The 26,020-nt window shown below is 61.7% G+C and carries 24 protein-coding genes; 13 read left to right on the forward strand and 11 right to left on the reverse strand.

Features of this window, described 5'->3' with window-relative positions; all coding sequences use genetic code 11:
- Nucleotides 1–7 precede the first annotated feature (7 nt).
- Nucleotides 8–1,741 carry a gamma-glutamyltransferase gene (gene ggt / locus J7347_RS10215; protein ID WP_209161941.1) on the forward strand — a complete coding sequence of 578 codons (1,734 nt, stop codon included), beginning with the start codon at nt 8–10 and terminating at the stop codon, nt 1,739–1,741.
- Nucleotides 1,742–1,878: 137 nt separating this feature from the next.
- Nucleotides 1,879–3,678 (forward strand): long-chain fatty acid--CoA ligase, encoded by a 1,800-nt coding sequence (locus J7347_RS10220; RefSeq protein ID WP_209161942.1) that lies wholly within the window; start codon nt 1,879–1,881, stop codon nt 3,676–3,678.
- A 30-nt stretch (nt 3,679–3,708) separates the two neighbouring features.
- Here J7347_RS10220 and J7347_RS10225 read toward each other — a convergent pair whose 3' ends face one another.
- The 6 genes from J7347_RS10225 to J7347_RS10250 all read right to left on the reverse strand — a co-directional run bounded on the left by J7347_RS10225 (nt 3,709) and on the right by J7347_RS10250 (nt 9,694).
- Nucleotides 3,709–4,236 carry a hypothetical protein gene (locus J7347_RS10225; protein WP_209161943.1) on the reverse strand — a complete coding sequence of 176 codons (528 nt, stop codon included), beginning with the start codon at nt 4,234–4,236 and terminating at the stop codon, nt 3,709–3,711.
- Between the two features lie 79 nt (nt 4,237–4,315).
- Nucleotides 4,316–4,723 carry a (2Fe-2S) ferredoxin domain-containing protein gene (locus J7347_RS10230; RefSeq protein WP_209161944.1) on the reverse strand — a complete coding sequence of 136 codons (408 nt, stop codon included), beginning with the start codon at nt 4,721–4,723 and terminating at the stop codon, nt 4,316–4,318.
- Nucleotides 4,720–6,885: a S9 family peptidase gene (locus J7347_RS10235; protein WP_245173997.1), complete on the reverse strand. Its 2,166-nt coding sequence runs from the start codon at nt 6,883–6,885 to the stop codon at nt 4,720–4,722. Before J7347_RS10235 ends, J7347_RS10230 begins: the two co-directional genes overlap by 4 nt.
- A 48-nt stretch (nt 6,886–6,933) precedes the next feature.
- The gene (locus J7347_RS10240) at nt 6,934–7,440 is read right to left on the reverse strand and encodes a DUF2497 domain-containing protein (RefSeq protein ID WP_067682951.1); all 507 of its coding nucleotides are present in this window, start codon (nt 7,438–7,440) and stop codon (nt 6,934–6,936) included.
- Nucleotides 7,441–7,517: 77 nt separating this feature from the next.
- Nucleotides 7,518–9,047 carry a TolC family outer membrane protein gene (locus tag J7347_RS10245; protein WP_209161945.1) on the reverse strand — a complete coding sequence of 510 codons (1,530 nt, stop codon included), beginning with the start codon at nt 9,045–9,047 and terminating at the stop codon, nt 7,518–7,520.
- Between the two features lie 2 nt (nt 9,048–9,049).
- Nucleotides 9,050–9,694 (reverse strand): protein-L-isoaspartate O-methyltransferase, encoded by a 645-nt coding sequence (locus J7347_RS10250; protein WP_209161946.1) that lies wholly within the window; start codon nt 9,692–9,694, stop codon nt 9,050–9,052.
- A 206-nt stretch (nt 9,695–9,900) separates the two neighbouring features.
- Here J7347_RS10250 and J7347_RS10255 point away from each other — a divergent pair, with 206 nt between their 5' ends.
- The 3 genes from J7347_RS10255 to J7347_RS10265 all read left to right on the forward strand — a co-directional run bounded on the left by J7347_RS10255 (nt 9,901) and on the right by J7347_RS10265 (nt 13,534).
- Nucleotides 9,901–11,418: a fumarate hydratase gene (locus J7347_RS10255; RefSeq protein WP_209162098.1), complete on the forward strand. Its 1,518-nt coding sequence runs from the start codon at nt 9,901–9,903 to the stop codon at nt 11,416–11,418.
- Between the two features lie 86 nt (nt 11,419–11,504).
- Nucleotides 11,505–12,764: a histidine kinase gene (locus J7347_RS10260; protein ID WP_245173998.1), complete on the forward strand. Its 1,260-nt coding sequence runs from the start codon at nt 11,505–11,507 to the stop codon at nt 12,762–12,764.
- A gap of 32 nt (nt 12,765–12,796) precedes the next feature.
- Nucleotides 12,797–13,534, forward strand: a complete 738-nt coding sequence (locus J7347_RS10265; RefSeq protein WP_067685157.1) for a LytTR family DNA-binding domain-containing protein — start codon at nt 12,797–12,799, stop codon at nt 13,532–13,534.
- A gap of 59 nt (nt 13,535–13,593) precedes the next feature.
- On the opposite strand, the gene J7347_RS10270 is transcribed toward J7347_RS10265, so the two are convergent.
- From J7347_RS10270 to J7347_RS13320, 4 genes are all read right to left on the reverse strand, one after another.
- The gene (locus tag J7347_RS10270) at nt 13,594–14,544 is read right to left on the reverse strand and encodes a GDP-L-fucose synthase (RefSeq protein ID WP_067685144.1); all 951 of its coding nucleotides are present in this window, start codon (nt 14,542–14,544) and stop codon (nt 13,594–13,596) included.
- Complete coding sequence (gene gmd / locus J7347_RS10275; protein WP_209161947.1) at nt 14,544–15,605, reverse strand: GDP-mannose 4,6-dehydratase; 1,062 nt, start codon at nt 15,603–15,605, stop codon at nt 14,544–14,546. The genes J7347_RS10270 and gmd overlap by 1 nt, the downstream gene beginning before the upstream one ends.
- A 174-nt stretch (nt 15,606–15,779) precedes the next feature.
- Nucleotides 15,780–16,340 carry a sugar transferase gene (locus tag J7347_RS10280; protein ID WP_209161948.1) on the reverse strand — a complete coding sequence of 187 codons (561 nt, stop codon included), beginning with the start codon at nt 16,338–16,340 and terminating at the stop codon, nt 15,780–15,782.
- An 84-nt stretch (nt 16,341–16,424) separates the two neighbouring features.
- Entirely contained in the window at nt 16,425–16,742 is a 318-nt protein-coding gene (locus J7347_RS13320; RefSeq protein WP_245174049.1) for a hypothetical protein, read from the reverse strand.
- On the opposite strand from J7347_RS13320, the gene J7347_RS10285 reads away from it, so the two are divergent.
- A complete protein-coding gene (locus J7347_RS10285; RefSeq protein WP_348521612.1) occupies nt 16,626–17,315 on the forward strand; it encodes an NAD-dependent epimerase/dehydratase family protein in 690 nt (229 codons plus the stop codon). The two genes, J7347_RS13320 and J7347_RS10285, sit on opposite strands and share 117 nt — an antisense overlap.
- 49 nt (nt 17,316–17,364) lie before the next feature.
- On the forward strand, nt 17,365–18,576 hold the full coding sequence (locus J7347_RS13490) for a glycosyltransferase family 4 protein (protein ID WP_209161950.1): 1,212 nt from the start codon (nt 17,365–17,367) through the stop codon (nt 18,574–18,576).
- Nucleotides 18,577–18,599: 23 nt separating this feature from the next.
- On the opposite strand, the gene rfbB is transcribed toward J7347_RS13490, so the two are convergent.
- Nucleotides 18,600–19,661: a dTDP-glucose 4,6-dehydratase gene (rfbB, locus tag J7347_RS10295; protein WP_209161951.1), complete on the reverse strand. Its 1,062-nt coding sequence runs from the start codon at nt 19,659–19,661 to the stop codon at nt 18,600–18,602.
- A gap of 150 nt (nt 19,662–19,811) precedes the next feature.
- Here rfbB and J7347_RS10300 point away from each other — a divergent pair, with 150 nt between their 5' ends.
- The 6 genes from J7347_RS10300 (at nt 19,812) to J7347_RS10325 (ending at nt 26,013) form a co-directional block, all read left to right on the forward strand.
- Nucleotides 19,812–20,846: a glycosyltransferase gene (locus J7347_RS10300; protein WP_209161952.1), complete on the forward strand. Its 1,035-nt coding sequence runs from the start codon at nt 19,812–19,814 to the stop codon at nt 20,844–20,846.
- 63 nt (nt 20,847–20,909) lie between these two features.
- Nucleotides 20,910–22,196, forward strand: coding sequence for a glycosyltransferase (locus J7347_RS10305; protein ID WP_209161953.1), 1,287 nt, complete (start codon nt 20,910–20,912; stop codon nt 22,194–22,196).
- Nucleotides 22,193–23,113, forward strand: a complete 921-nt coding sequence (locus J7347_RS10310; protein WP_209161954.1) for a formyltransferase family protein — start codon at nt 22,193–22,195, stop codon at nt 23,111–23,113. The genes J7347_RS10305 and J7347_RS10310 overlap by 4 nt, the downstream gene beginning before the upstream one ends.
- A gap of 16 nt (nt 23,114–23,129) precedes the next feature.
- Complete coding sequence (gene rffA, locus J7347_RS10315) at nt 23,130–24,254, forward strand: dTDP-4-amino-4,6-dideoxygalactose transaminase (RefSeq protein WP_209161955.1); 1,125 nt, start codon at nt 23,130–23,132, stop codon at nt 24,252–24,254.
- A 16-nt stretch (nt 24,255–24,270) separates the two neighbouring features.
- Nucleotides 24,271–25,146 (forward strand): glucose-1-phosphate thymidylyltransferase RfbA, encoded by an 876-nt coding sequence (gene rfbA / locus J7347_RS10320; RefSeq protein WP_209162100.1) that lies wholly within the window; start codon nt 24,271–24,273, stop codon nt 25,144–25,146.
- 60 nt (nt 25,147–25,206) lie between these two features.
- Complete coding sequence (locus tag J7347_RS10325; protein ID WP_209161956.1) at nt 25,207–26,013, forward strand: hypothetical protein; 807 nt, start codon at nt 25,207–25,209, stop codon at nt 26,011–26,013.
- Nucleotides 26,014–26,020 lie beyond the last annotated feature (7 nt).

Consider the following 26,020-nt stretch of genomic DNA (forward strand, 5'->3'; position numbering starts at 1 on the left):
AGCAGACATGATCAAACCCGCCACTCGCAGCCTCGCCGCCATCCTGTTTCTGGTCGGCGCCGCCGCCGTAAACGCACAGGAGGCGGCCAGTCCCGCTGACCTACCCTTCATCGGCAGCGTGAGCGCCGCCGATCCGCGCGCCGAAGCCGCAGGCATGGCGATGCTGAAACGCGGCGGCAGCGCCACCGACGCCGCGATCGCCACCATGCTCGCCCTCACCGTGGTCGAACCGCAAAGCAGCGGGATCGGCGGTGGCGGCTTTCTGGTGCGCGGCGCGGCGGATGGCTCGGTCGAGACCGTGGACGGTCGCGAGACTGCCCCGATGGGGGTGACGCCCGACTGGTTCCTGAACGCCGACGGATCGGTCCCGCCCTTCATGGACAGTGTCCTCAGCGGCCTCAGCGTCGGCGTGCCGGGCAATATCGCGCTCGCCGCCGAAGCGCATGCGCGCCATGGGACACTGCCCTGGGCGGTGCTGTTCGAACCCGCGATCGAACTCGCGCGGGACGGATTTTCGATCAATGTCCGCCTCGCGCAATCGCTGACCCAGTCGCGCGATCGCGCTGCGGCGAGCGAAGGCGGACGAGCTCTGTTCTACGACGATCAGGGCCGCCCGCTCCCGGCGGGAACGCTGGTGCGCAACCCGCAGCTCGCCCGCACCTTCGAAGCGATCGCCAAGGGTGGGCGCGAGGTCTTCTATCGCGGGCCGATCGCACGCACGATCGCCGAGACCGTGGCCAGCGAAACGCCTCGCCCCGATCCGATGACGGAAGCGGACATCGCCGCGTATCAGGCGAAAGTGCGCGACGGCGTATGCGGTTCGTATCGCGGCTATCGAGTCTGCGGGATGGGGCCGCCATCGTCGGGCGGCGTGGCGGTTCTGCAAATCCTCGGCCAGCTCGAACGGTTCGATCTTGCCGCGCTCGGTCTCGGCAATCCGGTGACTTGGCACCTGTTCCTCGAATCCCAGCGCCTCGCTTATGCCGATCGCGAACTGTATATCGCCGACAGCGATTTCGTCTCCGTCCCGGTCGCGGGCCTGCTCGATCGCGCCTATCTGGCCGAGCGCAGCATGCTGATTTCCCCCGACACGACCATGGCCGAAGCGCGGCCCGGCATGCCGCGCGGGGCGCAGAGCGCGCTGGCCGATGGGGACGAGCCCGAAGAACGCGGCACATCGCATATCGCGGCGGTCGATGCGGCAGGCACGATGATCAGCTACACCTCCACCGTTGAAGGCGCGTTCGGTTCGGGGCTGACCGCGAACGGCTTCTATCTCAACAACGAACTCACCGATTTCAGCCGCTCGCCCACCATCGACGGCAAGCCGGTCGCCAATCGTGTCGAGCCGGGCAAGCGCCCGCGCAGCTCGATGGCGCCCACCGTCGTGTTCGATCCCGAAGGACGCCCGGTGCTGGCCGTCGGAGCGGCAGGCGGATCGACCATCCCGGTGACGACCGTGCGCGCCATCATCGGCGTGATCGATTTCGGCCTGTCCTCGCGCCAGGCGCTGGCCCTCCCCTTCACCATGGCATTCGGCGAAAGCGTCCTTGTCGAAGAGGGCAGCTGGCTCGAACGGCGCATTCCCGCACTCCAGGCGCTCGGCCATACCGACATTTCGGTGCGCGAGGCGCCGATCAAGGCCGGCGCCATCAAGCGCGAAGGCACGATCTGGGAAGCGGCGCGCGATCCGCGGCTGGAAGACGTCCTGCTGATACCGCGCGTGTCGCCGCTGCCGTAAGGGCGTGCCCCAGGAACCCTTGCCGTCGCACAGCCTTCTTCGTAAACCCGCCGCCGCTGGGGGGATCGCGCGAACGGGTAACAGGCCCGGGCCGAGCCGCTTCGACACTGTACGCGAGTGAGAGGGACAAGCCTTTGGTGCTGGACGATATCGATGCCGCCAACAATCTGGTCGAGCTGTTTCTGAAACGTGCCGACGAGAAGGGCGATCAACCTTTCCTCGGCGCGAAAAGGCAAGGCACATGGCAGACGATCAGCTGGCGCGAGGCGGCCGAGCGTGTGTGCCTTCTCGCCGAAAACTTGCGGGGACTGGGCCTGGAAAGTGGCGACCGGGTCGCGCTGGTCAGCGAAAACAGGCCCGAATGGTGCATCGCCGATCTCGGCATCATGGCGGCGGGCTGCATCACCGTTCCCGCCTACACCACAAACACCGAACGCGATCACCAGCACATCCTCGACAATTCGGGCGCGAAGGCGGTCATCGTTTCTACCGATAAGCTGGCCCAGCCGCTGATCCCCGCGATCTTCCGCACCGGCATCGCTAACCACATCATCCCGATCGATTCTGTGCGCGGCTATCAAGGCGGCAATCTCGACTGCCACGGATGGAGCACCATGACCGAAGGGGACGCGGCGAAGGCGCGCGCGGCGGTCGATGCGCGGCTCCGGCAGATCGGGCGCGGCGACACGGCCTGCATTATCTACACCAGCGGCACCGGCGGCGCGCCGCGCGGCGTCCTCCAGCATCACGGCGCGATCCTGTGCAATGCGGCTGGCGCAGGCGCGATCCTGCTTGAGGATTTCGGCATTACCGAAGACGAACGTTTCCTCAGCTTCCTGCCTCTCAGCCACGCCTACGAGCATACGGGTGGCCAGTATCTCCCGATCGCGGTCGGCGCGCAGATCTATTACGCCGAAGGTCTCGACAAGCTCGCCAGCAATATCGAGGAGACGCGGCCGACGATCATGGTCGTCGTCCCCCGCCTGTTCGAAGTCTTGCGCACGCGGATCATGAAGCAGATCGCGAAACAGGGGGGCGCGGCGCAGCGTCTGATGGAAGGCGCGCTCGCGCTCGGCCAGCGCCGGGCGGACGGCAAGCGCAAGCTTGGCGATGGCGCGCGCAATCTGGTCTACGAGAAGCTGTTGCGACCCAAGATCCGCCAGAAATTCGGCGGTCGATTGAAAGCGATGGTCTCGGGCGGCGCGCCGCTCAATCCCGAAGTCGGCGTGTTCTTCGATTCCATGGGGCTGACCCTGCTTCAGGGTTACGGCCAGACCGAGGCCGGGCCGGTCATCAGCTGCAATCGCCCGCGTGCCGGAATCGCGATGGAAAGCGTCGGCCCGCCCATGCGCGGCGTCGAAGTCCGCATTGCCGAGGACGGAGAGATTCTGGTGCGCGGCGAGCTGGTGATGCACGGATACTGGCATAACGATGCCGAGACCGAGCGGGCGATCAAGGATGGCTGGCTGCACACCGGCGATATCGGCCATCTCGACGATAAGGGCCGCATCGTCATCACCGATCGCAAGAAGGACATGATCGTCAACGACAAGGGCGACAATGTCGCGCCGCAAAAGGTCGAAGGCATGCTCACGCTCCAGCCCGAGATCGGCCAGGCGATGGTGGTGGGCGACAAGCGGCCCTATATCGTCGGCCTGATCGTTCCCGACGCGGAATGGATGCTCGAATGGTGCCATTCGCAGGGCAAGAAGTTCGACTGCAAGCAGGTGGCCGACCTGCCCGAATTCAAGGCCGCGATCCGCGCGGCGGTGGACCGGGTGAACAAGGATCTCTCGGTGGTCGAAAAGGTTCGCCAGATCGTCTTGGCGGACGAACCCTTCACGATCGAGAACGAGGAAATGACACCCTCGATGAAGATCCGCCGCCACAAGATCAAGGAGCGCTACGGCGAGCGGCTGGACGCCCTTTATCGCTGAGGCGCCGTTCTTAGCTGAGGCGCCCGGCCTTCAGGCGGCAGCCTCCGCGATATATTCGGGGTAGAAACCCGGCGCGCGGTCGGACCAGCCGGGCGCAGTCGCGGCGGCTTCGCTCAACGACTGGAGCAGCAGTTTGCGGCGCTGGGGCTGGATCTGCGGCAGCGCGGCGGCGGCGCAGAAGGCGCTGGGCAGCCAGGGCCGCGCCTCTGCGCCGAGCAGGCGTTCATACAGGAAACGGAAGCTCGAAAAGCAGTCGATCCGCTCCTGCGCCAGGTCGAAGGCGGCGACGCGCGTCAGCTTGCCGATAAAGCCCTCGATCGCATCGAAGCCGGTCTCGCACGGGATTGCGTGCCGCAGCGCTTTCAATTCCTGATAGGCGACGTACTGGCTTCTGATCGCGGCATTCTCGCGCGCATTCCTTCCCCAGACGCGAAAGGCGTCGCACCGTCCCAGCCCGATATCGAGACTGCGGCGGATGTAACGCTGTTCGGCCGCGGTGAAGCTGGCGAATTCGCGCATTTCGGCGATGGTGACGGACGCTGTCTTCGCAATGGCCATATCCCGGCCCTCCCTGTTTGCGAGAAACAGGTTTCGCCCATGATGGTTAATTTCGCGTTAGCCTTGCGAAAGGTTCGAATCAGTCCCGCCCGCGCAGGCGAAATTCCTCCACCGGAACGCCGCCGATCAGATGCTCCTGAATGATCCGTTCGAGCGTGCTGGGCGTGCAGGAGTGATACCAGACCCGGTCCGGCCAGACGACCGCGATCGGCCCCATGGCACAGACCTGGAGGCAGTCCGCCTTGGTGCGCTGGACCCCGCCTTTCGCGTCCGGGCCTTCGCCCTTCTTCGGGCCAGCCAGCTTCAATTGCTTGAGCCGGGTCTTCAGGAAGCTCCAGGCGGCCTTGCCCTCTTCGCGCGAGCAGCATTTCTGCTTTTCGGCGAGTGCGCACAGGAAGATATGGCGTTCCACCGCCTCCCCGCCGATCTTGGACAGGGCGCGCTCCGCCTTGCGCAGCTGCTTGTCGCTTTTGTCGTCGCGACTCATTCGGAAACCGTGGCCTCAGGCTTCAGCCAGCGATCGAGCCAGGCGAACACGGTGTTATGCCATTGCAGCGAGTTCTTCGCGTTCAGCACCCAATGGTTCTCGTTCGGAAAGACGAGGAGCTGGCTGGGAATATTGCGTTCCTGCAAGGCGGTGAAGCTCTGGATCCCTTGCGTATAGGGCACGCGGAAGTCCTTTTCGCCCGTGATCACCAGCATCGGGGTCTGCCACTTGTCGACGTAATTGACCGGATTCCACTTCTCGTAGAGCTCAGCCTGCTGGGCATAGGAACCGCCGAAATCCCAGCGCGGAAACCACAATTCTTCGGTCGCGTAATAGAAGCTGCGCATGTCGAACAACCCGTCATGCTGCACCAGGCAGTCGAACCGGTCGGGCCACTGGCCCGCGATCCAGTTCATCATATAGCCGCCATAGCTCGCCCCCATGGCGCAGGCGCGCGTGCCATCGATCTGCGGGTCCAGTTCCAGCGCGGCGGCGAGGCCTTTCTTGAGGTCTTCCAGCGGCTTTCCACCCCAGTCGCGGCGAATGCTGTCGGTGAACGCCTGGCCGTATCCGGTGGATCCATGGAAATCGACCGAGATCACGGCATAGCCCTGACTGGCGACGACGCGCGGGTTCCAGCGTGTCGACCAGCCATCGTTGAACGATCCCTGCGGCCCGCCATGGACATAGAGGATTGCGGGCATGGGGCCGCTCCGGTCCGCGAGCTTGGTGATCTGGCCCCAGACCGTGTCGCCATTCGCGCCCTTGAAGCTGAATCGTTCGACCTCCACCGGGGCGAGCGCGCCCACGCGCTGGGCGGAGACCTCGGTCAAAGGCTCGGCCTGACCATACCCTTGCGAAAGGAACAGTTCGGCAGGCGCTCCGATCGAATCGCGCGTGAACAGCAGCCGGTCATCGACCAGCGGCGTGACATTGCCGATATGCGCTTCATTGCCCGCCATCAGGTCGAGCCTGTCGATCGCGCCGGTCTGCGGATCGATGCGGAAGGCAGGCGTGTCTAGCACGTCCTGCGCGGTGGCGATCAGATACCGGCTGTCGGGCGTCCAGGCGAGCGTGCCGAAGCTGCGGTCGAAATCCTGCGTCAGCGGAGTGACCACGCCCGTCTTCACATCGCGCAGCATCACCACCATCCGGTCCGCCTCGTAGGTCGGGCGCGCCATGGCGGCATAAGCGAGATACTGGCCGTTGGGCGACGGCGTCGGCAGCGCATCGTAGGCTTCGTTTGCCTCGGTCAGGTTGACCGGTGCCTTGCCGGAAAGGTCCGAGAACCAGATGTCGAGATTGGTCGATAGCGGCTCGGTCCCGTCCGCCTCGCGCGCGACGAAATAGATGCCCGATCCATCGGGCGCCCAGGCGATATCCTCGCCCCCGCCGAACGGTTTGGTCGGAGTATCGCCGCTCGGCCCGCCTGCGCCGACCGGGCCGTCCACAGCCATGCCTGTGCCGGTCGTCCGCCCCTGCGCGAGGTCGAAGACGAAGACGCGGCTGACCGTGCCGGGGGTTTCCCAGCTGTCCCAATGGCGTACGAAGCCTTCGTCGCCCTGATAGAGCCGCCCATCGCCGGGACCGGTCAGATGCACGGTCCCATCGGTCTCGCAGCCGAATTGCGGACAACCGCGCGCGACTTCGGCCCACACTGCGAGCTTGTCTCCTTTGGGAGAGACGGAGAAACCGTCCACTGCGGTGTCGAAACTGCTGACGAGCGTGGGCGTCCCGACCTTCCCCGCAGACGTCACGCTGGCGCGCCAGACGCGCATGCGTTCGTCAGCCGAAGCGGACGGCTTGCGATCGGAAAGGAAATAGAGCTGGTTGTCGGGGCCGAAAGCAAGGCTCGACACCGGGCCGCCGAAATCGAGCCGGACCGGCTGGGCGCCTTCGCGCGTAAGGTCGAGCAGATAGGGAATCCCGGTGCGCGCATAGCTCGCCGGGTCCGTTTCGGTGACGGTATAGACTGCCATGCGCCCATCCGCCGATACGGTCGGTGCGCCGAGGCGCGGCATGGTGATGAGGTCCTGCGCGCTCATCGGAGCGGCGCTGGCCGCGTCTGTCGATTGGGCCAGAACCGGTGCCGCGAGAGCGAGAGTGGCGGTGCCTGCAGCGAAAAGGGCGAAGCGGGTCGCCGACCTGTAAAGGGTGTTCATGCCCGCGATATTAGCCGCGCCGGATGAACGCGGCAAAGACAAATCCGCTCAGCTGCGCTTGCCCGCGATCCGCGTAATCTCGTCCTTGACCAGCTTTTCGACCATCGGGGGCAGATTGGTGTCGAGCCATTGCGCCAGCATCGGACGCAGCATTTCGCGCACGAGCCCTTCGAGCGAGGTTTCGCCCGAGCGCACGATCTGCGGGCTGGCGCCGGGTTCGGCAAGCATGGCGAGAGCGGCGAAATTGGCCTGCATCGAATTGCGCAACGCCTCGGTCGTGAGCGGCGCTTCGCTGTCGCGATCCTGCGCTTGCGTATCCTCGTCCTCGTCGCGCCCGGCGCCCGCAACCATCGCGTCCTCGTCGAGCTCGAGCACTTCTTCCGCCTCTTCGGCATCGACGGGCTCGATCGGTTCGGAGCGCGCTGCGGAGGGCCGCGCGGCGGACTGCGAGCGTTCGCGCCGCTGGGCGATCGCGCCTTCGCGATTGTCGCGCGCGATCACTTTCTTGATCGAATCGAGAATTTCCTCGACCGATGGTTCGCCCGGTTGGTGCACTGCCCTATCCCCTGAAACTGCCCGCTTCGAACCGCGATGGGCTCCGAATCGCTCCGGCTGCCGAATCGCGTTTGACCTTAATACTCTCTTTCGGGCGCCATTTCATCCGTCTCGAACGGCTGCTCCTCGGGCACCTGCGCGTCGGCAGCGGGAATCGCGACGGTCGAAGCACTCATCGCTTCGGGATCGGGATCGCGGCTCCAGTCCCACCAATTGCCGCTAACGCGGTCGTAATTGGCCACGGGATCGTACAGCACGCCTTCGTCGGCAAGGCCCAGATCGCGTGCTTCGGCCCGGCCCATGGCAGCCAGAAGCGAGAACGCCGCGACGTAGGCGTTGCGCCGCGCGGTGACGAGATCGACGCGCGCGTTCAGCAATTCCTGTTCGGCATTCAGCACATCGAGGATCGTGCGGTTGCCGATAGAGTTTTCCGCCCGCACGCCTTCGAGGCTGAGCGAAGCGGCTTCGACCGCCGTCTGCGAGCTTTCGATGATCGCGAGCGAGGCCTGCCAGCTGGAATAGGCGGCGCGCACCTGCGCGATGACGTCCCGTTCGGCAGCAATAACCTGTTCGAGTGCGGCGGATGCGCGGGCCTGGGCCTGGCGCTGCAAGGCGGCGGGACGTCCGCCCTGAAACAGCGGGATCGAAACGGTAACACCCGCCTGCGCCGCCGTGGAGGTCTGCGGGCTGACAATCACCGGGCCGGTGGGATTGTCGGGATCGACCGCGTTCGGCACGCTGCCGAGAAAGTTCTGGTAATCGTAACCGGTGAAGACCGACACGCGCGGCAGGCGCGTCGATCCGGCGACGTCGATATCGTAGCCTGCCGCCTCGGCCCGCTCGCGCGCGGCGATGAGGTCGGGATTGTTGGTCAGCGCCACATCCACTGCCGTTTCCGCGCTGGCGGGCAGGCCGGGCAAAGGCGGCGGCGGAGCGAGATCGGTGGGCGCTTCGCCGACCAGCGCGATATAATCCTCGCGCGCGGCAATCAGATTTGCTTCGGTGCTGCGCAGATCGCCTTGCGCCAGCGCAAGCCGCGATTGGGATTGCGCGACGTCGGTCCGAGTGAGGTCGCCGATCTCGAAGCGGTCGCTGGTCGCCTGCGTGTTGATCGACAGCACTTCGACCTGATTGCGCGCAAGCGACACCAGCGCCTGGCCGCGCAGCACGTCCATATAGGCGGCGACGACCTGGCTGAAGACGGCGCTTTCGGTCCCACGCAGATCGGCGCGGCCCGCCTGGACCCGCTGATCGGCGGCGCGAATCGCGTTCTTGATCGCTCCGCCCGAATAGATCGGCGCGCTCAGGTCCACGCCGACATTGAAGGCACGATCGGGCGTGAAGAAGCTGGTCGAGCTCTGTTCGATGAATTCGGTAAGCGAACCGTTGGCATTGGCCGAGGGGCGTCCATCGGCCCGCTCGATCTCCACCTGCGCGTCGGTGGCGCGCAGGTTGGCGCGCGCGGCCATCAATGTGGGGTTATTGATGTAGGCCTGGGTGAGGGCTTCCTGAAGGGTATCGGCATGGGCAGGCGACGCCATCGCGCTGCTCAACGCAAGCGCGATCAGGCTGGCCTTGAGGCCGCGTGGCGACACCCCTCCCGCCATGGTCAGAACGTCCAGCCGGTGGGCTTGTCGAACTGGCCGAGACGCGGAATGCCGGTTTCGGCGAGAGGAAGAAGGCCGAGAGATCCGGCCACCTTGCGTCCGGTGGCGAGCCGCGTGACGCCCCGATCGACCAGGCCTGTGACTACGCGACCACCATCGGCAAGCGTTCCGGCCAGCATGGCAGGCAGGTGCTCGATCGCGCCGTCGATCAGCAGAAGAGTGGCGTCGCCCGTCTGGACGTCACCCTTGGCCGCCGCTTCCGCCGTAATCGTTTCGACTTCAGCGACCAGCGGCCGGACCAGTTCGGTAAGATATCCGCTGCCACCGTCCACCACGACAACCTTGTCCTCGACCCGCGGAGACGCTTCTTCCAGCAGCATGCCGTGAAAGACTGGCGCAGGCAGGAAACCGCCGTTTTCCAGCCGGATCGCACGATCCATATATGCCGTACCGCGCGCGTTCTCGGGCACGAAATCCTCACGTGGGACGATGAGCATGCGTTCGAGCACGAAACGGGCATTGACGCCGCTGGTGCGCAGCTGGCTGTCCACCATCGCGCGGCGGGCAACAGCATGGTCGATGGAAGTGCGCTGGGCCTGGCTCTGAGCCTGGTTCTGCTTGGGGGGCGGTTCGGCGGTGACGGTCATCGGCGCAATCTCTGTCGTCTCGAGCTGGGAATACGCGCCGCTGTATTACATAAACAACACAGCCGCGCAACGCTCGTTTTCCTTAAGCGCATGGCCGCGCGGGGCCAAGCGCTTTGACCATTCGCGTTTTCGGCGCCAAGGACACCCGCCAATCTGCGAAGAGGAACGAGGCGGCGATGAACGACAAGTCGGGAACCGGTCAAACCATGATCACCATCCGCGAGGACGATCTGATCGACAGCGTGGCCGACGCGCTGCAATTCATCAGCTACTATCACCCCATGGACTATATCCGCGCGCTGGGCGACGCCTACGAAGCGGAGCAGGGCCCGGCGGCCAAGGATGCGATCGCGCAGATCCTGACCAACAGCCGCATGTGCGCCGAAGGGCACCGCCCGATCTGCCAGGACACCGGCATCGTCAATGTCTTCGTCAAATGGGGCCAGAACTGCCGTCTCGAATCGACGCGCGCATTGCAGGACATCGTCGATGAGGGCGTGCGCCGGGCCTACAACCACCCCGACAACACGCTGCGCGCCTCGATCCTGGCCGATCCCGCCTTCACCCGCCGCAATACGCGCGACAACACGCCGTGCGTCCTCTCGGTCGAAATGGTGCCGGGCGACACGGTGGAAATCGACGTCGCCGCCAAGGGCGGGGGCAGCGAGAACAAATCCAAGTTCAAGATGATGAACCCCAGCGACAATATCGTGGACTGGGTGGTCGAGCAAATTCCGAGCATGGGCGCCGGCTGGTGCCCGCCGGGGATGCTGGGGATCGGTATCGGCGGCACGGCGGAACATTGCGTCCGTCTGGCGAAGCAATCGCTGATGGAACCGATCGACATGGCGCAGCTCAAACAGCGCGGGCCCCAGAACGATCTCGAAAAGCTCCGCATCGACATTTTCGACGCGGTGAACGCGCAAGGGATCGGAGCGCAGGGCCTTGGCGGCTTGTCGACCGTGCTCGACGTCAAGATTCTCGACTGGCCATGCCACGCGGCGGGCAAGCCGGTGGCGATGATCCCGAACTGTGCCGCCACCCGGCACGCGCATTTCACGCTGGACGGGTCGGGTCCGAGCTATCTCGAAAAGCCCGATCTGGACCAGTGGCCCAAGGTCAACTGGCAGCCCGATGCCGAGGCCAAGCGCGTCGATCTCGACACTCTGACGAAGGAAGAGGTCGAAAGCTGGGAGCATGGCGACCGCCTGCTCCTGTCGGGCAAGATGCTGACCGGTCGCGACGCGGCGCACAAACGCATTCGCGACATGGTGGCGAAGGGCGAGGAGCTGCCGGTCGAATTCGCGGGCCGCGCGATCTATTATGTCGGCCCGGTCGATCCGGTGATGGGCGAAGTGGTCGGCCCCGCCGGCCCCACCACGGCGACCCGGATGGACCAGTTCACCGAGACGATGCTCGATCTCGGCCTGCTCGCCATGATCGGAAAGGCCGAGCGTGGCGCGGACGCTGTCGAAGTCATCAGCCGGTTCAAGACCGCTTACCTGATGGCGACCGGCGGCGCGGCCTATCTGGTGGCGCGCGCGATCAAGGAAGCGAAGGTCATCGGCTTCGAGGATCTCGGCATGGAAGCGATCTACGAATTCACGGTCGAGAACATGCCGGTGACCGTGGCGGTCGATGCGCGGGGCAACAATGTCCACACGCTCGCCCCGGCGAAATGGCGCGAGAGGATCCGTGAGGAAAAGCTGCTGCCGGTGCCCTGAGGGCCGACCACGCTTCGACCAACGGCCTTCGCGTCTCGACAACCGCGCTGGAGAATCAAGCCCTTTACGCGCAGAAGACTGTCGCTTTGCCTTTTGACACATCTTTCGCCGATCCTGCGTCGGACACCCCATCGCGCCTGTCGGTGCGCACGGTCCTGTGGTCGATCATCGGCCTGTGGGTCGCCTATTTCCTGATCTTCACGGCGCGCGGCATGATCGTGGGGCTCGAAGCGGATACCGAGGTAATTCTCCGCCGTGCGCTGGTGACGCTCGCGGGGATGAGCGCGACGGTCGGGCTGTGGGTGATCCTGCGCCTGTTCGATCACCGGACCCTGGCCGTCCAGATCGGCGCTGCGGTGCTGTTGGCGATCCCCACCTCGCTCGTCATTGCGCAGACGAATATCTGGGTCTTTTCCGGTCTTCAGGAACGGCTCCAGGCGCGCATGGCGGAAGAACGCGGCTTCTCGATCAGTCGCGACGAGTTCGGCAATGTCGTGATCGAAGGCCCGGCGACATCGGCACCGGGCGATGACGGCCTCGGCAGCGCGTCCACGCCGCCGCGCGGACGGATCGTGGTGCCGAATGACGATAGCCGCGAACGCTGGCTGATCCTGATCGAACGCGCGCTCAGCCAGTTCTTTCTCCTGATCGCCTGGGCCGCGCTGTATTTCGCCCTGCTGGCGGGCGTGCGCGCGAAAGATGCGGAGCGACGCGGCGAACGCTTCCGCAGCGCAGCCAAAGCGGCGGAGCTGCGTTCGCTACGCTATCAGGTGAACCCGCATTTCCTGTTCAACGCACTCAATTCGCTCTCCGCGCTGGTGATGACCGATCGGCAGGCCAAGGCCGAAGAGATGATCCAGACCCTGTCCGGCTTCTATCGCCACAGCCTTGCCGAGGATCCGACTGCCGACGTCTCGCTGGAAGACGAGTTCGATCTCCAGCGCCATTATCTCGATATCGAGCAGGTCCGTTTTCCCAAGCGACTCAAGACCGAATTCATCTTGCCAGAGGCGCTGAAGGGTTTTCGCGTACCGGGCATGATCCTGCAGCCGCTGGTCGAAAACTCGGTCAAATACGGCGTGTCGCGCAGCAGCAGTCCGGTGACCATAACCTTGTCCGCACGTGAGGAATACGGGCGTCTGGTGCTGAACGTGGCCGATGACGGGCCGGGCATCGCGGCGAGCCCGGATTTGCCGCAGGCTGCGCAGGGCGGCTTCGGCATCGGCCTTGCCAATGTGCGCGACCGGTTGATGGCGCGCTTTGGAGAATTAGCCACGATCACCTCGGGCGAAACGCTTGACGGATACGAGACCGAATTGCGGCTTCCGCTGGTGACGCATGGCTGAAGCCTGGGCCCGAAACTGAAGGGGTGGGGACGTTGACGGAACCTTCGACCGAGAAACTGCGCACGCTGATTGTGGACGACGAGCCTTTGGCCGTGGAGCGCATGCAGGTGCTGTGCTGCAAGATGGACGATATCGCCGTGGTCGGCACTGCCAGCGACGGTGCCGCGGCGCTGCGGCTGGTCGAAGCGCTGCATCCCGATCTCGTCCTGCTCGACATGACCATGCCCGAAGTCGACGGCCTGTCGGTTGCGCGCAGCCTGGCGAAGAAATCGACTCGCCCCGCCGTGGTGTTCGTGACCGCGCACGACAATTACGCAGTCGAGGCCTTCGATCTCGACGCGGTCGATTACGTGCTGAAACCGGTCAAGAGCGAGCGGCTGGAACGCGCGATCGCCCGCGCATTGTCACGCCGGAATGAGGGCGCGCGCAGCGAAAGCGAATGGCTCGACGAATTGTGGATTCCCCACCGCTCCGAACTCATCCGCATCGAAACGGCGCAGGTCGATCGCATCGATGCGGAGCGCGATTACGTTCGCCTCCATGTCGGCGATCGGTCGTATCTGCTGCTCCAGACCATCGCAGGTCTCGAAGACCGGCTGGACCCTGCGAAATTTATTCGCGTCCACCGCTCCACCATCCTGCGGCGCGACCGCATTACCGGCCTCAAGCACGATGGCCTCGGCGTGTGGTCTGTAGAGCTCGATAGCGAGGAGCCGGTGCGGATCGGGCGGACTTATCTGCCCAAGGTCAAGGCCATGGCCGGTCGTTGAGCCGGAGCAGGCTTCTTCTGAGCTCGGACAGACCGAGATTTTCGATTTAGCCGGTCCGGTCAGGCGGTGAGTTTCGCCTCGCGAAATTGACCTGCTAAAAACGCATCGTAACTCCGCGCAATACCTTCTTCGAGCGGTACGCTAGGCGTCCAGCCGAGCGCGCGGAGCTTGCTACCGTCCATCAGCTTGCGCGGCGTGCCATCAGGCTTGCTCTCGTCATGCACGATGCGGCCATCGTAGTCGAGAACGCGCATGACGGTACGGGTGAGCTCGAGAATGGTAATGTCCTCGCCCGATCCGATGTTGACGTGTTCATCGCCCGAGTAAGCTTTCATCACGGCAACGCATGCGTCGGCACAGTCATCGACATACAGAAATTCGCGGCGCGGGGTCCCCGTGCCCCAGACCACCACATCAGCGCCGGTTTTCTTGGCATCGTGCACCTTGCGAATCAGCGCGGGCATGACGTGGCTGGATGCAAGATCGAAATTGTCGCCGGGACCATATAGGTTGGTCGGCATCGCAGAGATATAATCTCGACCGTACTGTTTCCGGAACGCCTGGGCCAGCTTGATCCCAGCGATTTTCGCGATCGCATACCATTCATTGGTCGCCTCGAGCGGACCGGTGAGCAACGCGTCCTCGGGAATCGGCTGTGGGGCAAACTTCGGATAGATGCAGCTCGATCCCAGAAACAGCATCTTCTCGACTTCCGCAGCGTGGGCCGCAGCAGTCATCGCAGTTTCGATCAGCAGGTTGTCGAGGAGAAAATCGGCCGGATAGTCGTTATTGGCGAGAATGCCGCCGACCTTTGCGGCGGCCATGAATATTGCGTCCGGTCGACGATCGAGCATCCAGCGCCGCACGCCATCCTGGTCGCGCAGATCGACCTCGCCTCGGTCGAGAGTCAGCACTTCGCAATCCTCTTCCGCAAGCCGCCGAACGATCGCCGAGCCCACCATTCCCTTGTGGCCTGCGACGAAAACCTTTTTGCCTGCGAGTGCGTACATTACGCGCCCTTTCCGATCGGCGCGTCGCGCATGACCTTGAGGTCGGCCTGGACCATCTCGCGTGCGAGATCGCGCGGGGAGGTTTCGTGATGCCAGCCGAGCTTTTCTTGAGCCTTGGTCGGATCGCCGATCAAGAGTTCGACCTCGGTCGGACGGAAATAGCGCGGATCGACCTCGACGAGGCAGCGTCCCGAAGTGGTGCAGAAGCCCTTCTCGTCGACGCCTTCTCCTTCCCAGCGCAGAGTAATGCCGACATCTTCGAAAGCCCATTCCACGAACGTGCGCACCGGTGTGGTTACGCCGGTCGCGAGGACGAAATCATCCGGCTCGTCGGCCTGGAGAATGGACCACATGCCGCGGACATATTCACGCGCATGGCCCCAGTCGCGCTGGGCGTCGAGATTGCCGAGGAACAGCTTGTCCTGACGCCCCAGCTTGATCGCCGCCGCCGCGCGCGTGATCTTGCGCGTGACGAAGGTTTCGCCGCGCAAGGGGCTTTCGTGGTTGAAGAGTATGCCGTTCGTGGCGAACATGCCATAGGCTTCGCGGTAGTTCACCGTAATCCAATAGGCATAAAGCTTGGCCGCTGCGTAGGGAGAGCGCGGGTAGAAGGGCGTGGTTTCGCGTTGAGGCACTTCCTGGACCAGGCCGTAAAGCTCGGAGGTCGACGCTTGGTAGAAGCGCGTCTTCTGTTCCATTTTCAGGATGCGAATCGCCTCAAGCAGACGCAGCGTTCCGACCGCATCGGCATTTGCAGTGTATTCGGGCGTTTCAAAGCTTACCGCGACGTGGCTTTGGGCGGCAAGGTTGTAGATTTCGTCAGGCTGCGTCTCCTGCACCAAGCGAATGAGCGCCGTGCTGTCGGTCATATCGCCGTAATGAAGGTGAAATGTGGGATCGGGCGCATGCGGATCCTGATAGATTTCCTCGATCCGGCCCGTGTTGAACGAAGAGGAGCGGCGCTTAAGGCCGTGGACTTCGTAACCTTTGTCGAGCAGAAGCTGCGCCAGATAGGCGCCATCTTGTCCGGTGACGCCGGTGATAAGTGCGGTTTTGGTCATAGTCGTCCCAAATTGGCTAGCGCGATACGCGCTTCAGTGAAATCGCGAAGGCCTTTGCCCGTGGTTCGGCAAAAGGTCCAGCCACGTACGAAATCTCCTAGCGGCGCGACTTTATGGAAGCGCCATGATCGCAGGTCGGCCTTGATCAGGAAGCCACGTTAGCGCCGGTGGGCTTCAGTGCGTGACGGTCCTGTCGCCAAGCAGCTTCGCTGCGGTCAAGACGATGATGCGCAAGTCGAACAGAATGGAGCGACGCTCCAGATACTCCCTATCGAATGCGACCTTCGTGGGAATGGGTAATTCGTCGCGTCCGTTAATCTGCGCCCATCCGGTAATCCCCGGTCGTAGGTGCGCAACGCCTACCTCGCGACGCAGTGCGATCAAATCGTCCTGATTGAACAAGGCGGGACGCGGGCCGACAAAGCTCATCTCTCCCGCCACGACGCTCCATAATTGCGGGATCTCGTCGAGGCTGGTGCGGCGCAGAAATCCCCCGATCGGGGTTAGCGCGCTTTTTGGATCTGCCATTAGATGGGTAGCCACCGCGGGCGTACCGACTTTCATCGTACGAAATTTCGGCATGCGAAAAATCCGCTCATTCGCGCCCACCCGGTCGGACCAATAAAGCGCGGGCCCACGCGAGGTAAGTTTTACAGCCAGCGCGACGACTAGGCCCAGCGGCAGAAGAGGGATCGCAGCTATCAGTGCGAGCAAAAGATCGATTGATCGTTTCACCTGTGTCTTACATCCCTACCGATGGTGCGGCGCATGGCTCGCTAAAGGCTTTGCGAAAAAGGCTTTTGTCGCTGTTCGGGGTGGCTATAGCGCTGCACCATGTCGAGACAAGATACCCCTATACTGGTTGTGGGAGGAGGGAGCCGCATTGCAGGGGCGCTCGTACCCCTTCTCGGCGATGCTGCCGCCTATGTCGTCCGGCGCCCTTCCGGCCATGCGCGCGAGACGATCGTTGGCGACTACCGATCCATTCCCCACTCGGTCTTTATAAATGCAGAATGCGTCATCAATTGCGTCGGCACGCCCACTGGCAGTGTCGAGCATTTGAACAGGATCAATTTCGAAATCCCCTGCCAGCTGGCCGTTGCTGCGCGCGATGCGGGCGTGGGCCACTTCATTCATATTTCCTCCTTCTCCGTCTACTGTAGGGCTGATGAGATTGGCCGAGCCACGCCCACCGCACCGACGGGGGATTATGGCCGTTCCAAACTTGCAGCGGATGAAGCCCTCCTCGCGCTTGCGAACGATCGCTTTGCGGTGACGATCCTGCGCCTCCCGCTGATTTACGGAGACGATGTAGCAGGCAAGCTCGCCCAGCTTTTGCGCTTGTGGGCCAGGACGCGTGTGCTCCCCATCCCGACCGGCGATGTCCGGCGGGCCATGATCGGCGTAGAATTATCGGCGGAGGTGATCGCTCGGATCGCGACGCAGCCGGTAGACGCGTCGAAAATCGTGTTCGCAGCCGACCCGCGGCCTTTCACCTATGCGGACGCTGCGCGCGCACGTAACGGCAAGAACGCGCTTCGTCGCTTTCCCGTACCGCGCGGGTTCGCCGACCTGGTCGAACGCTTGGCGCCCTCGGTCGGTGGCAGGCTGTTTGCGGACAGTCGGCTCGCGGATGACGACAACCTCGCCATCCGCTATGGGCTTGGCTCGCGGCTCTACCATGATATCGCTGCGGCCGACCTTTCCTAAATTACCCCCTCGTTCGGAAAATTTGATGCCAAAACCTCGCTTGTGGGTCGTGTCCGAGCTCTATTACCCGGAGCAGACTTCGACCGGATATTTTCTGACGAGGATAGCGGAAGGGCTGACCGACGCTTTCGACGTGCAAGTGATCTGCGGCAAACCGAGCTACAGCGAGCGCGGTGTCGTTACCCGGCGGCGCGAGGATCGCAATGGCACGACGATCCACCGGATGCGCGCGACTCATTTCAACAAGGACCGCCTCGTGCTCCGGGCGCTCAACGCCCTCACTCTCGCGTTCACCGCGACCGTGTTCGCACTGCGCCACTTCCAGCGGGGCGACAGAATGCTTGTCGTAACGAATCCTCCAACGCTACCGCCGATCCTCGGCCTGATCGCGCGGTTCAAAGGTGTGTCGAGCGTGTTGCTGGTTCACGATGTTTACCCCGAAGTGCTGGTTGCGACCAAGATGATGCGCAGCGACGGCACGGCGTTTTCGCTGGCATCGGCCTTTTTCAACCGGACCCTGGCAGGATTCGACCGTATCGCGGTGCTCGGCCGCGATATGCAAGCGCTGATCAAGCGCAAGCTGCGTGCGATCGGTGCCGATCGCCCGGTGGAGATTATCCCGAACTGGGGTGATATTGACGAGATTGCTTCGATCGATCGGACTGCCAATCCATTTGCGATCGAAAACGGACTGGCCGACAAGGTCGTGATTCAATTCTCCGGAAATATCGGTCGCACCCACGACATCGCGCTTCTGCTGGAAGTCGCGAAACGCGTCGAGGATTTGACGGAGGTCGTTTTCCTGTTCGTGGGATATGGTGGCCAAGCCGCCTCGGTCGTCAAGCATAAGGCTGCGAATATTCTCTATCTGCCGCGTCAGCCGCGCGACCGGCTGAATCAGATGCTGGCCTGTTCGAACCTCACGGTGATCGCCTTCAAGGATGCAATGAAAGGCGTGTCGGTGCCGAGCCGCATGTACAACGTGATGGCCGCCGGTGTGCCGATCGCCGCCGTCGCCGAAGCGGATGCGGAAGTGTCGCTGACAATTACCGAGAATAGAGCGGGATGGCACATCGCGCCCGGCGATGCGGATGCTTTGGAGCGGCTCGTCCGCGACATCGCAACTCCGGCCGGACGAAGCGAGGCTGCCCGGCGAGGACAAAACGCTCGCGCCGCGCTTAGCCGCGGCTACACACTGCCGCATGTACTGGATCAATATCGCGCCTTGTTATCCGACTCGGAGGGGCGCCTCGAACGCTAATTGTAGGCCCCCGCTCCTGGCAATCAGCCCTCCGGTTCGCATACTCCTCGCCGCTCCGCCGCCTTTGCCGCAACCAACGGCCGCCACCATTCTTCATGCTCAAGATACCAGCGAACCGTCTTCTCGATTCCCGTCTCGAAGGTCTCCCGCGGCTTCCAGCCGAGTTCGCGACCGATGCGAGAGGCGTCAATCGCATAGCGCCGGTCGTGGCCGGGCCGATCGACCACGAAGGTGATCTGCTCGGCATAGGGGATCCCATCGGCGCGCGGGGCAAGACGGTCGAGAGTCGCGCACAAAGTACGAACGACCTCGATGTTCTGTTTTTCGTTATGGCCGCCGACATTGTAGCGGCGTCCGGGTTCGCCGCGTTCAAACACCGCTTGCAATGCGCGAACGTGGTCGTCGACATAAAGCCAGTCGCGCACCTGATCGCCTTTGCCGTACACCGGTAGCGCTTCGCCATCGAGCGCCTTGGCGATCATCAGAGGGATTAATTTCTCAGGATAGTGATACGGGCCGTAATTGTTCGAACAATTCGTTACGAGAACCGGCAAGCCGTACGTATGGCCCCATGCCTGGACGAGATGATCGGAGCCCGCCTTGGACGCCGAATAGGGCGATCGCGGATCGTAAGGCGTGCTCTCGGTAAAGAGGCCGGTATCGCCGAGCGATCCGTAGACCTCGTCGGTAGAAATGTGATGGAAGCGGAAAGCGGCTTGCTCTGTGCTTCCTAGCGTCGACCAGTAGCGGCGCGCCTCGGCCAGCATGGTGTAAGTGCCCACGATATTGGTCTGGATGAACGCGCCCGGCTCATCGATCGAGCGATCGACATGGCTTTCGGCTGCGAGGTGGGTCACGATGTCGGGTCGAAAATCGTCGAGCGCCGCTCTCACCGACGCCGCGTCGCAAACGTCGCCTTGCACGAAGCGGTATCGCGATGAGCGAGCCACGCTGTCCAGGGTCGAAAGCAAGCCCGCATAGGTCAGCTTGTCGAAATTGAGGACTTCATGAGCGGTGTTCTCAATCAGATGGCGCACCAGCGCCGAGCCGATGAAACCAGCCCCGCCGGTCACTAAGATACGCATTGTCGTTTATGCCTTGCTTTTTCGGGTCGCGCAGTTCCGATCATCGCTACTGCGATGGTGAGGATGCGGTGACTTTTACCGTAAAAGCGACTAGCAGGCGGAATGCGTTTATTCCAGAACAGTAGTGTCTACCGATCGTATCGCCCTCGATTGAAGGCGCTGACCGCCGATGAAAAAACCTTTGACGAGGCGATAGGGGCGTTCCTGAACGATCGGTTCGGCGCGGTACATATTCTGCGCCCCGTGCTGGAAAGAGATGACGACGCCTTTTTCGCCAATGGCGATTATGGTCCGATGCAACGCCTATGGGCCCGAGAACAAGGCCTCCCTGCAACAACGAGTTTGGAAGACATTCTTCTCGCTCAGATCGAACACCACCGTACGGAGGTGCTGTATAATCTCGATCCGGTTCGCTACGGCAACGCATTCCTAGCGCGGCTGCCCGGCACTGTGCGCCGGACGATTGCGTGGCGTGCCGCACCCTCGCCCAACGCCAATTTTCTGCAGCACGATGTTATCGTCAATAATTTTTCGTCGCTGCTAGCGGGCTATGAGGCGCAAGGAGCCCGCACAGCCTATTTTACGCCAGCGCACGATCCGGTAATGGACGAATATTGCCTCGACGACCGTTCGATCGATGTCTTGTTCGTCGGTACGTATTCTCGCCATCACCGCAAACGAGCGGCGATGCTGGAAGCTATCGCAGGCTTGCGCGATCGCATGAAGATAGTGATGCACCTGGACGTCTCGCGCTTCACGAGGCTGGCAGAAACACCTCTCGGCTTAATGGGGCCTTTGCGCAAAGACCGGCGTCCAAGCGACTTACGCGCGGTGGCCAGGCCGCCTGTCTTCGGCCGCGACTTGTTCGCGGCTTTGGGAAGCGCGAAAATCGTGGTTAACGGTGCGATAGATATGGCGGGCAATGATCGCGGTAACATGCGCGTTTGGGAAGCGCTTGGGTGCGGTGCAGCGTTGGTTGGCGACTGCGGAACTTATCCACCGGGAATAGAAATTGGACGGCATCTACGCGCCTATAGGTCCTCCGCCGACGTGCCAGATTTACTCACCGATATGATCGAAAAACCAACCGAGACCGCCGCTTTGGCTCTGGCGGGACACGACATGATCCGCACGCGCTACAGCAAGGCCGCGCAGTGGGAGCGTTTCGTCGATCTTGCTGGTTGAGCAGAAGTAAAAAAAAGAGCTTTCGGAGTGGACTGCCCCTACCTTTTGTCTAGGGCGGCTATCATGACCAGCAACGATCGCGCCTTTCTTCATTTGACCGCAACCGATCGCGGTGGAGCAGGCATCGCGGCAGTTCGCATCCATCGCGCCCTTTTGGACGAAGGCCATCGCTCACATATGGTCGTGGGGCACGGCGACGGTGGCGAAGGAATTACAGTTCATCGCGCACGGTCTGCCATGATCGCACGCACGGCATCGAAAGCTGTTTTCCGAACTGCAACACGGCCGCGTTTCTATTTTCGCAATCAGCGGCATGATGTGCCCGGCGCATCGCAAACCGTAGCCTCTACCATTAGGCGCAAGAACTGGCGGCCAAATGCGATTATCGCTCACACCCTGACGGATTTCTTGTCATTCCCTGCGATAGCGAGGTTGGCGAAGGACAACAATGCGCATGTAATTTGGTCATTGATGGATATGGGGACCTTTACCGGCGGATGCCACTACGCTTGGGAATGCAGCAACTATGAGGTTTTATGCGGCGGTTGCCCTGCCTTGCGCTTGGGCGCTGGACCAAATGATTGGTCGGTGCGAACTTTACGCGAGAAGCGCGCTGCCCTCGCAGAGATGAACGCTACGGTCGTTGCCCCTTCCACTTGGCTGGCTAATCAAGCCCGCGCGTCGGTACTGTTTCGCGATACCCCGATTGAGATCATACCGCTCAGCGTGTCACCCGAGACGTTCGCGCCACGCGAACGCGCCACGCTTCGCGCGAATTTGGGGATTGAGATGTCGCGTCCGGCTGTTTTCTTCGGTGCGCGTGATCATCGTGACCCGCGCAAGGGGATGGCCTTGTTGGAGGAAGCGTTGATTCGCCTAGCGCAGCGCTCCCCGCCCGATATGCTGCCGTCATTACTCGTCGCTGGCGACGGAGCACCGTTCGAAGCCTTGGTCGGCTATGGTTATTCGGTTCGCCAATTCGGGTTGCTCAAACCGGACACGCTTGCGCAAGTCTACGCCGCTGCCGACGTTTTCGTTAGCCCTTCGATTGAAGATTCGGGACCGATGATGATCAACGAAGCGGTGATGAGCGGGACGCGCGTCGTATCATTTCCGGTCGGGGTCGCACTTGATTTGATTGAGCCCGACATTACGGGAATATTTGCCACACTTGGTGACGCCGGCAGCCTTGCTGCTGCGATAGCTGCGACGCTGGCTTGGGATCGCAGTCGCGCCGAAACCGGCTCACAACGTGCACGCCAAATAGGCCTCGAACATTGCTCGCCTAAGGCACAAGCGGACGCATTTGTAAGAGTTGCCAGCGCGCCGATAACCAGGTCAGTCAAATGAAAATTGTTCTGCTTTGTGCAACAGCACGTGGCTTGGCTTGCTGCAAGCATTTCTTTAAAAAATACCCAAACGCCGAATTTCTTGTTTTCAGTTTTCGGGAAGAAGCATGGGAACCGCCGTTTTTTGAAGATATATCCACGCTTTGCGCTATCTCAGGCGCGCGATTTATCGAAGCGAAGAAGGTCGACAGCGAGAAAAACCTCGCCACTGTTGCCGAATTCCGCCCAGACTTCGGGTTTGGCATTTCGTGGCGCTACATGATTTCGGAATCGTTCTACGATTCGTTTCCAAACGGTTTTTTTATTTTTCACGATTCTCTTCTTCCTCGCTATCGCGGCTTCGCTCCCACAGTATGGGCTATGATTAACGGTGAGAGCGAGGTCGGGGCCACCCTTTTTCGTATTGGAGCGCTAGTCGATGAGGGACCCATCGTTGGTCAGAAGAAAGTGCTCGTCGAAAAAAACGATTATATAAGCGATGTAATAGCTAAGGTAACGAATTGTTACTTGGAACTCATCGAATCTCATGTGGAAGAAATTGCTCAGGGAACAGTCATGGAAACTGAACAGGATCATTCGCAGGCGTCGTATTGTTGCAAGTGGTTGCCGACCGATGCCGTTATAGATTGGGCGCAACCCGCTTTTAAGATCGTCAACCTCATTAAAGCAACCTCATACCCGTACCCTGGCGCGCGGACCACACTCAACGGTAAGCCGCTTATTGTTTGGAAGGCATCGCTAGGCAAAGCCCCGAACTACGTCGGACGTATTCCGGGGCGTGTGATCGCTCTGTCGGAAGGGGGTGTCGAAGTTCTCGCCGGCGAAGGTAGCGTTCTCATCGACTCAGCCTCTTTTGTAGATGAAGTTCCAGCTCCTGCCATCTCGTCGATCCGCCGAATTAGCGACACTTTGATATGACGTATTCGAGACTTGCATGATTCCCTTCAACAAACCCTATCTGACCGGACGCGAGGCGCCCAACATCGCGGAAGCGCTGGCTGCGCGCAAACTGTCGGGCGACGGCCCGTTTACCAAGCGTTGTCAAACGATGCTTGAAGCGCTGCTGGGGTCGGGCAGAGCCTTCCTCACCACTTCCTGCACCGATGCGCTGGAAGCTGCGGCACTGCTCTGCGGCATCCAACCGGGCGACGAGGTGATCGTCCCGAGCTACACCTTCGTCTCGACTGCCAACGCCTTCGCGCTGCGTGGCGCGGTTATCCGCTTCGCCGATAGCTACGCGGACCATCCGAATATGGATCCGGGTTCCGTAGCTTCGCTCATCACTCCCAGGACGAAAGCGATCGTGCCGGTCCACTACGCAGGCGTCGCGTGCGATATGCATGCGCTGGCTGCACTCGCCGATCAGAATGGCCTGTTCGTGGTCGAGGATGCCGCGCAGGGTATCGCGTCGTCTTACAAGGGGCAGCCGCTCGGGACGTTGGGCGATTTCGGAGCCTTCTCGTTCCACGAGACCAAGAACATCATCGCGGGCGAAGGCGGCGCGCTCCATGTCAATCGCGCCGATCGGGTGCTGCAGGCAGAGATCGTTCGCGAAAAAGGCACCGACCGATCGGCTTTCTTCCGGGGCGAAGTGGATAAATACGGCTGGGTGTCGCTCGGTTCATCCTACCTACCTTCGGAGATGATCGCTGCCTTCCTGCTGGCGCAGCTGGAGGATATCGATGCGATTCAGGCACGGCGCCTTGCAGCGTGGCATCGCTATGCTGAGATGCTGGAGCCGTTGGCGCGCGCAGGTGCGTTCGAACTCCCCGCCATTCCCGAATATGCGACCAACAATGCCCACATGTTCTTCCTGCTCTGCCCCGATCTGGAAACACGCAGCGCATTATTGGACCATTTGAAAGCGGACGGCATATACGCTACGTTTCACTATCAGGCTCTTCGATCCAGTCCTTTCTTCATAGATAATGCCGGCCCGGAAACGCCACATGCCGATCGCTTCTCGCACACGCTTGTAAGGCTTCCGCTATTTGCCGAGCTCGGCGAGGACGATGCGGAGCGGATCGCGGCGAGCGTGATTCAGTTCTTCAAATCATAACGTGAGTGCAGCAATCATGACGGATCGCAAAGGAATTGTCCTGGCGGGGGGAAGTGGCACGCGCCTCTATCCCATGACCCGCGTCGCATCGAAGCAGCTCCTGCCGATTTACGACAAGCCGATGATCTACTATCCGCTGACCACTTTGATGTTGGCGGGAATTCGCGAGATTCTGGTCATCTCCACCCCCGACGACACGGCGCTGTATCGCCAATTGCTCGGAACCGGCGAGCAGTGGGGGCTCGATATCCAATACGCGGTGCAGCCGAAGCCCGAGGGGTTGGCACAGGCCTATATCATCGGGGCGGATTTCGTCGCCGATGGGCCGTCGGCCTTGGTATTGGGCGACAATATCTTTTACGGGCACCAGTTCGGCGCGCTATTGGCGCAGGCGGACGCACGCGAGCAAGGGTGTTCGCTTTTCGCTTATCATGTGCCAGATCCCCAGCGCTTCGGCGTGGTCGAGTTCGACACCGACTACAACGCACTGTCGCTTGAGGAAAAGCCGGCCCAGCCGCGCTCCAACTATGCCGTTACCGGCCTTTATTTCTACGACGGTCAGGCACCGATCCTCGCGCGCGATCTGAAGCCGTCGCCGCGTGGCGAGCTCGAGATCACCGATCTCAACCGCGTGTATCTCGAAGCGGAACAAGCCAGCGTAAGCATCATGGGGCGCGGCTACGCGTGGTTGGACACTGGAACGCCCGACAGCCTGCTGAGCGCCGGTCAGTTCATCGCCACAGTGCAACAGACACAGGGACTGATGATCGCATGTCCGGAAGAAATCGCGCTTGGAGCCGGCTGGATCGACACCGCCGAAGTGCGTCGCGAGGCAGCGAAAATGCCGAACAGTGATTACGGAAAATATTTGAAAGAACTCGCGGACAGGTAAAAGAAGACCGTGAAGCAACTTGGCTTCCAATCTTGACCATCTCATTATAGGGTCCAAAGCATGAAGAAAGTTCAGAAAAACCGCAATTACGACAAATTGTTCCAACAGTTTTGGCCACTCTATGTTTCGCGTCCTATTCAAAACAATTCCGGCGGGTGCGAGCTGCCGCAATTGTTTGGGCTATGGTGCTTTCTCCGCGAAAATCGCCCGACCCACATCATCGAGTCAGGTGCGTGGAAAGGACAGACTGCTTGGTTGATGGAACAGACGCTTCCCAACGCTCGCATCATGTCGATCGATCCGGTGCCCGAAAACCGTATTTTCACATCGCCGAACATCGAATATTCGACAATCGATCTTACATATCAGGATCTCTCTGCATTTCCGCCGACGACCACTTGCGTGTTCGAGGACGACCATATCAATCACTTGGCGCGGTTGCATCTGCTCCGATCGTGGGGAATTCGCTGGTGGATCGTGGAAGACAATTATCCAGACGGATGCGGTGATCCTTCGCTGCGCCAGATGCTGGCCGGCGCGCCCGCAGGTGATCATCCCCACACGTGGCGTGCCAAAATGAAAAGCGTCATGCGAAAGTATGCCGCGCGCTTCGATGATTTAGGACAAATTTACGATCCGAAGGAAGCGCAGGCGATCCTTTCAAATGTAGCCGCCTGCTACGAAGAGTTCCCGCCCCTCGCCATAGCCGAAAAGACTCGCTGGGGCACTCAGTGGCAAGAAAGCTATCCGGATCATCGTCCGGTTCTAAATCGCGATTACCTGACCGACCTCCAACGCTCTGCCGTCGAGCGAACCGTGCGCGATTGGAACTCAATCGCTATGATCGATTTCGAAGCGTCAGTTTAGGCCAGCG

This window comes from Erythrobacter sp. A6_0, assembly GCF_017744235.1.
In the GTDB taxonomy this organism is placed as follows: Bacteria; Pseudomonadota; Alphaproteobacteria; order Sphingomonadales; family Sphingomonadaceae; genus Qipengyuania.

Bases quoted from the DNA above. Each gene is read 5' to 3' on its own strand.
- J7347_RS10250 (WP_209161946.1), bottom strand. From the start codon at position 9,694: ATGACCGTCACCGCCGAACCGCCCCCCAAGCAGAACCAGGCTCAGAGC.
- J7347_RS10325 (WP_209161956.1), top strand. From the start codon at position 25,207: ATGAAGAAAGTTCAGAAAAACCGCAATTACGACAAATTGTTCCAACAG.
- J7347_RS10255 (WP_209162098.1), top strand. From the start codon at position 9,901: ATGATCACCATCCGCGAGGACGATCTGATCGACAGCGTGGCCGACGCG.
- J7347_RS10270 (WP_067685144.1), bottom strand. From the start codon at position 14,544: ATGTACGCACTCGCAGGCAAAAAGGTTTTCGTCGCAGGCCACAAGGGA.
- rfbA (WP_209162100.1), top strand. From the start codon at position 24,271: ATGACGGATCGCAAAGGAATTGTCCTGGCGGGGGGAAGTGGCACGCGC.
- J7347_RS10225 (WP_209161943.1), bottom strand. From the start codon at position 4,236: ATGGCCATTGCGAAGACAGCGTCCGTCACCATCGCCGAAATGCGCGAA.
- J7347_RS10235 (WP_245173997.1), bottom strand. From the start codon at position 6,885: ATGAACACCCTTTACAGGTCGGCGACCCGCTTCGCCCTTTTCGCTGCA.
- rffA (WP_209161955.1), top strand. From the start codon at position 23,130: ATGATTCCCTTCAACAAACCCTATCTGACCGGACGCGAGGCGCCCAAC.
- rfbB (WP_209161951.1), bottom strand. From the start codon at position 19,661: ATGCGTATCTTAGTGACCGGCGGGGCTGGTTTCATCGGCTCGGCGCTG.
- gmd (WP_209161947.1), bottom strand. From the start codon at position 15,605: ATGACCAAAACCGCACTTATCACCGGCGTCACCGGACAAGATGGCGCC.
- ggt (WP_209161941.1), top strand. From the start codon at position 8: ATGATCAAACCCGCCACTCGCAGCCTCGCCGCCATCCTGTTTCTGGTC.
- J7347_RS10305 (WP_209161953.1), top strand. From the start codon at position 20,910: ATGACCAGCAACGATCGCGCCTTTCTTCATTTGACCGCAACCGATCGC.
- J7347_RS10245 (WP_209161945.1), bottom strand. From the start codon at position 9,047: ATGGCGGGAGGGGTGTCGCCACGCGGCCTCAAGGCCAGCCTGATCGCG.
- J7347_RS10230 (WP_209161944.1), bottom strand. From the start codon at position 4,723: ATGAGTCGCGACGACAAAAGCGACAAGCAGCTGCGCAAGGCGGAGCGC.
- J7347_RS13320 (WP_245174049.1), bottom strand. From the start codon at position 16,742: ATGAATGAAGTGGCCCACGCCCGCATCGCGCGCAGCAACGGCCAGCTG.
- J7347_RS10310 (WP_209161954.1), top strand. From the start codon at position 22,193: ATGAAAATTGTTCTGCTTTGTGCAACAGCACGTGGCTTGGCTTGCTGC.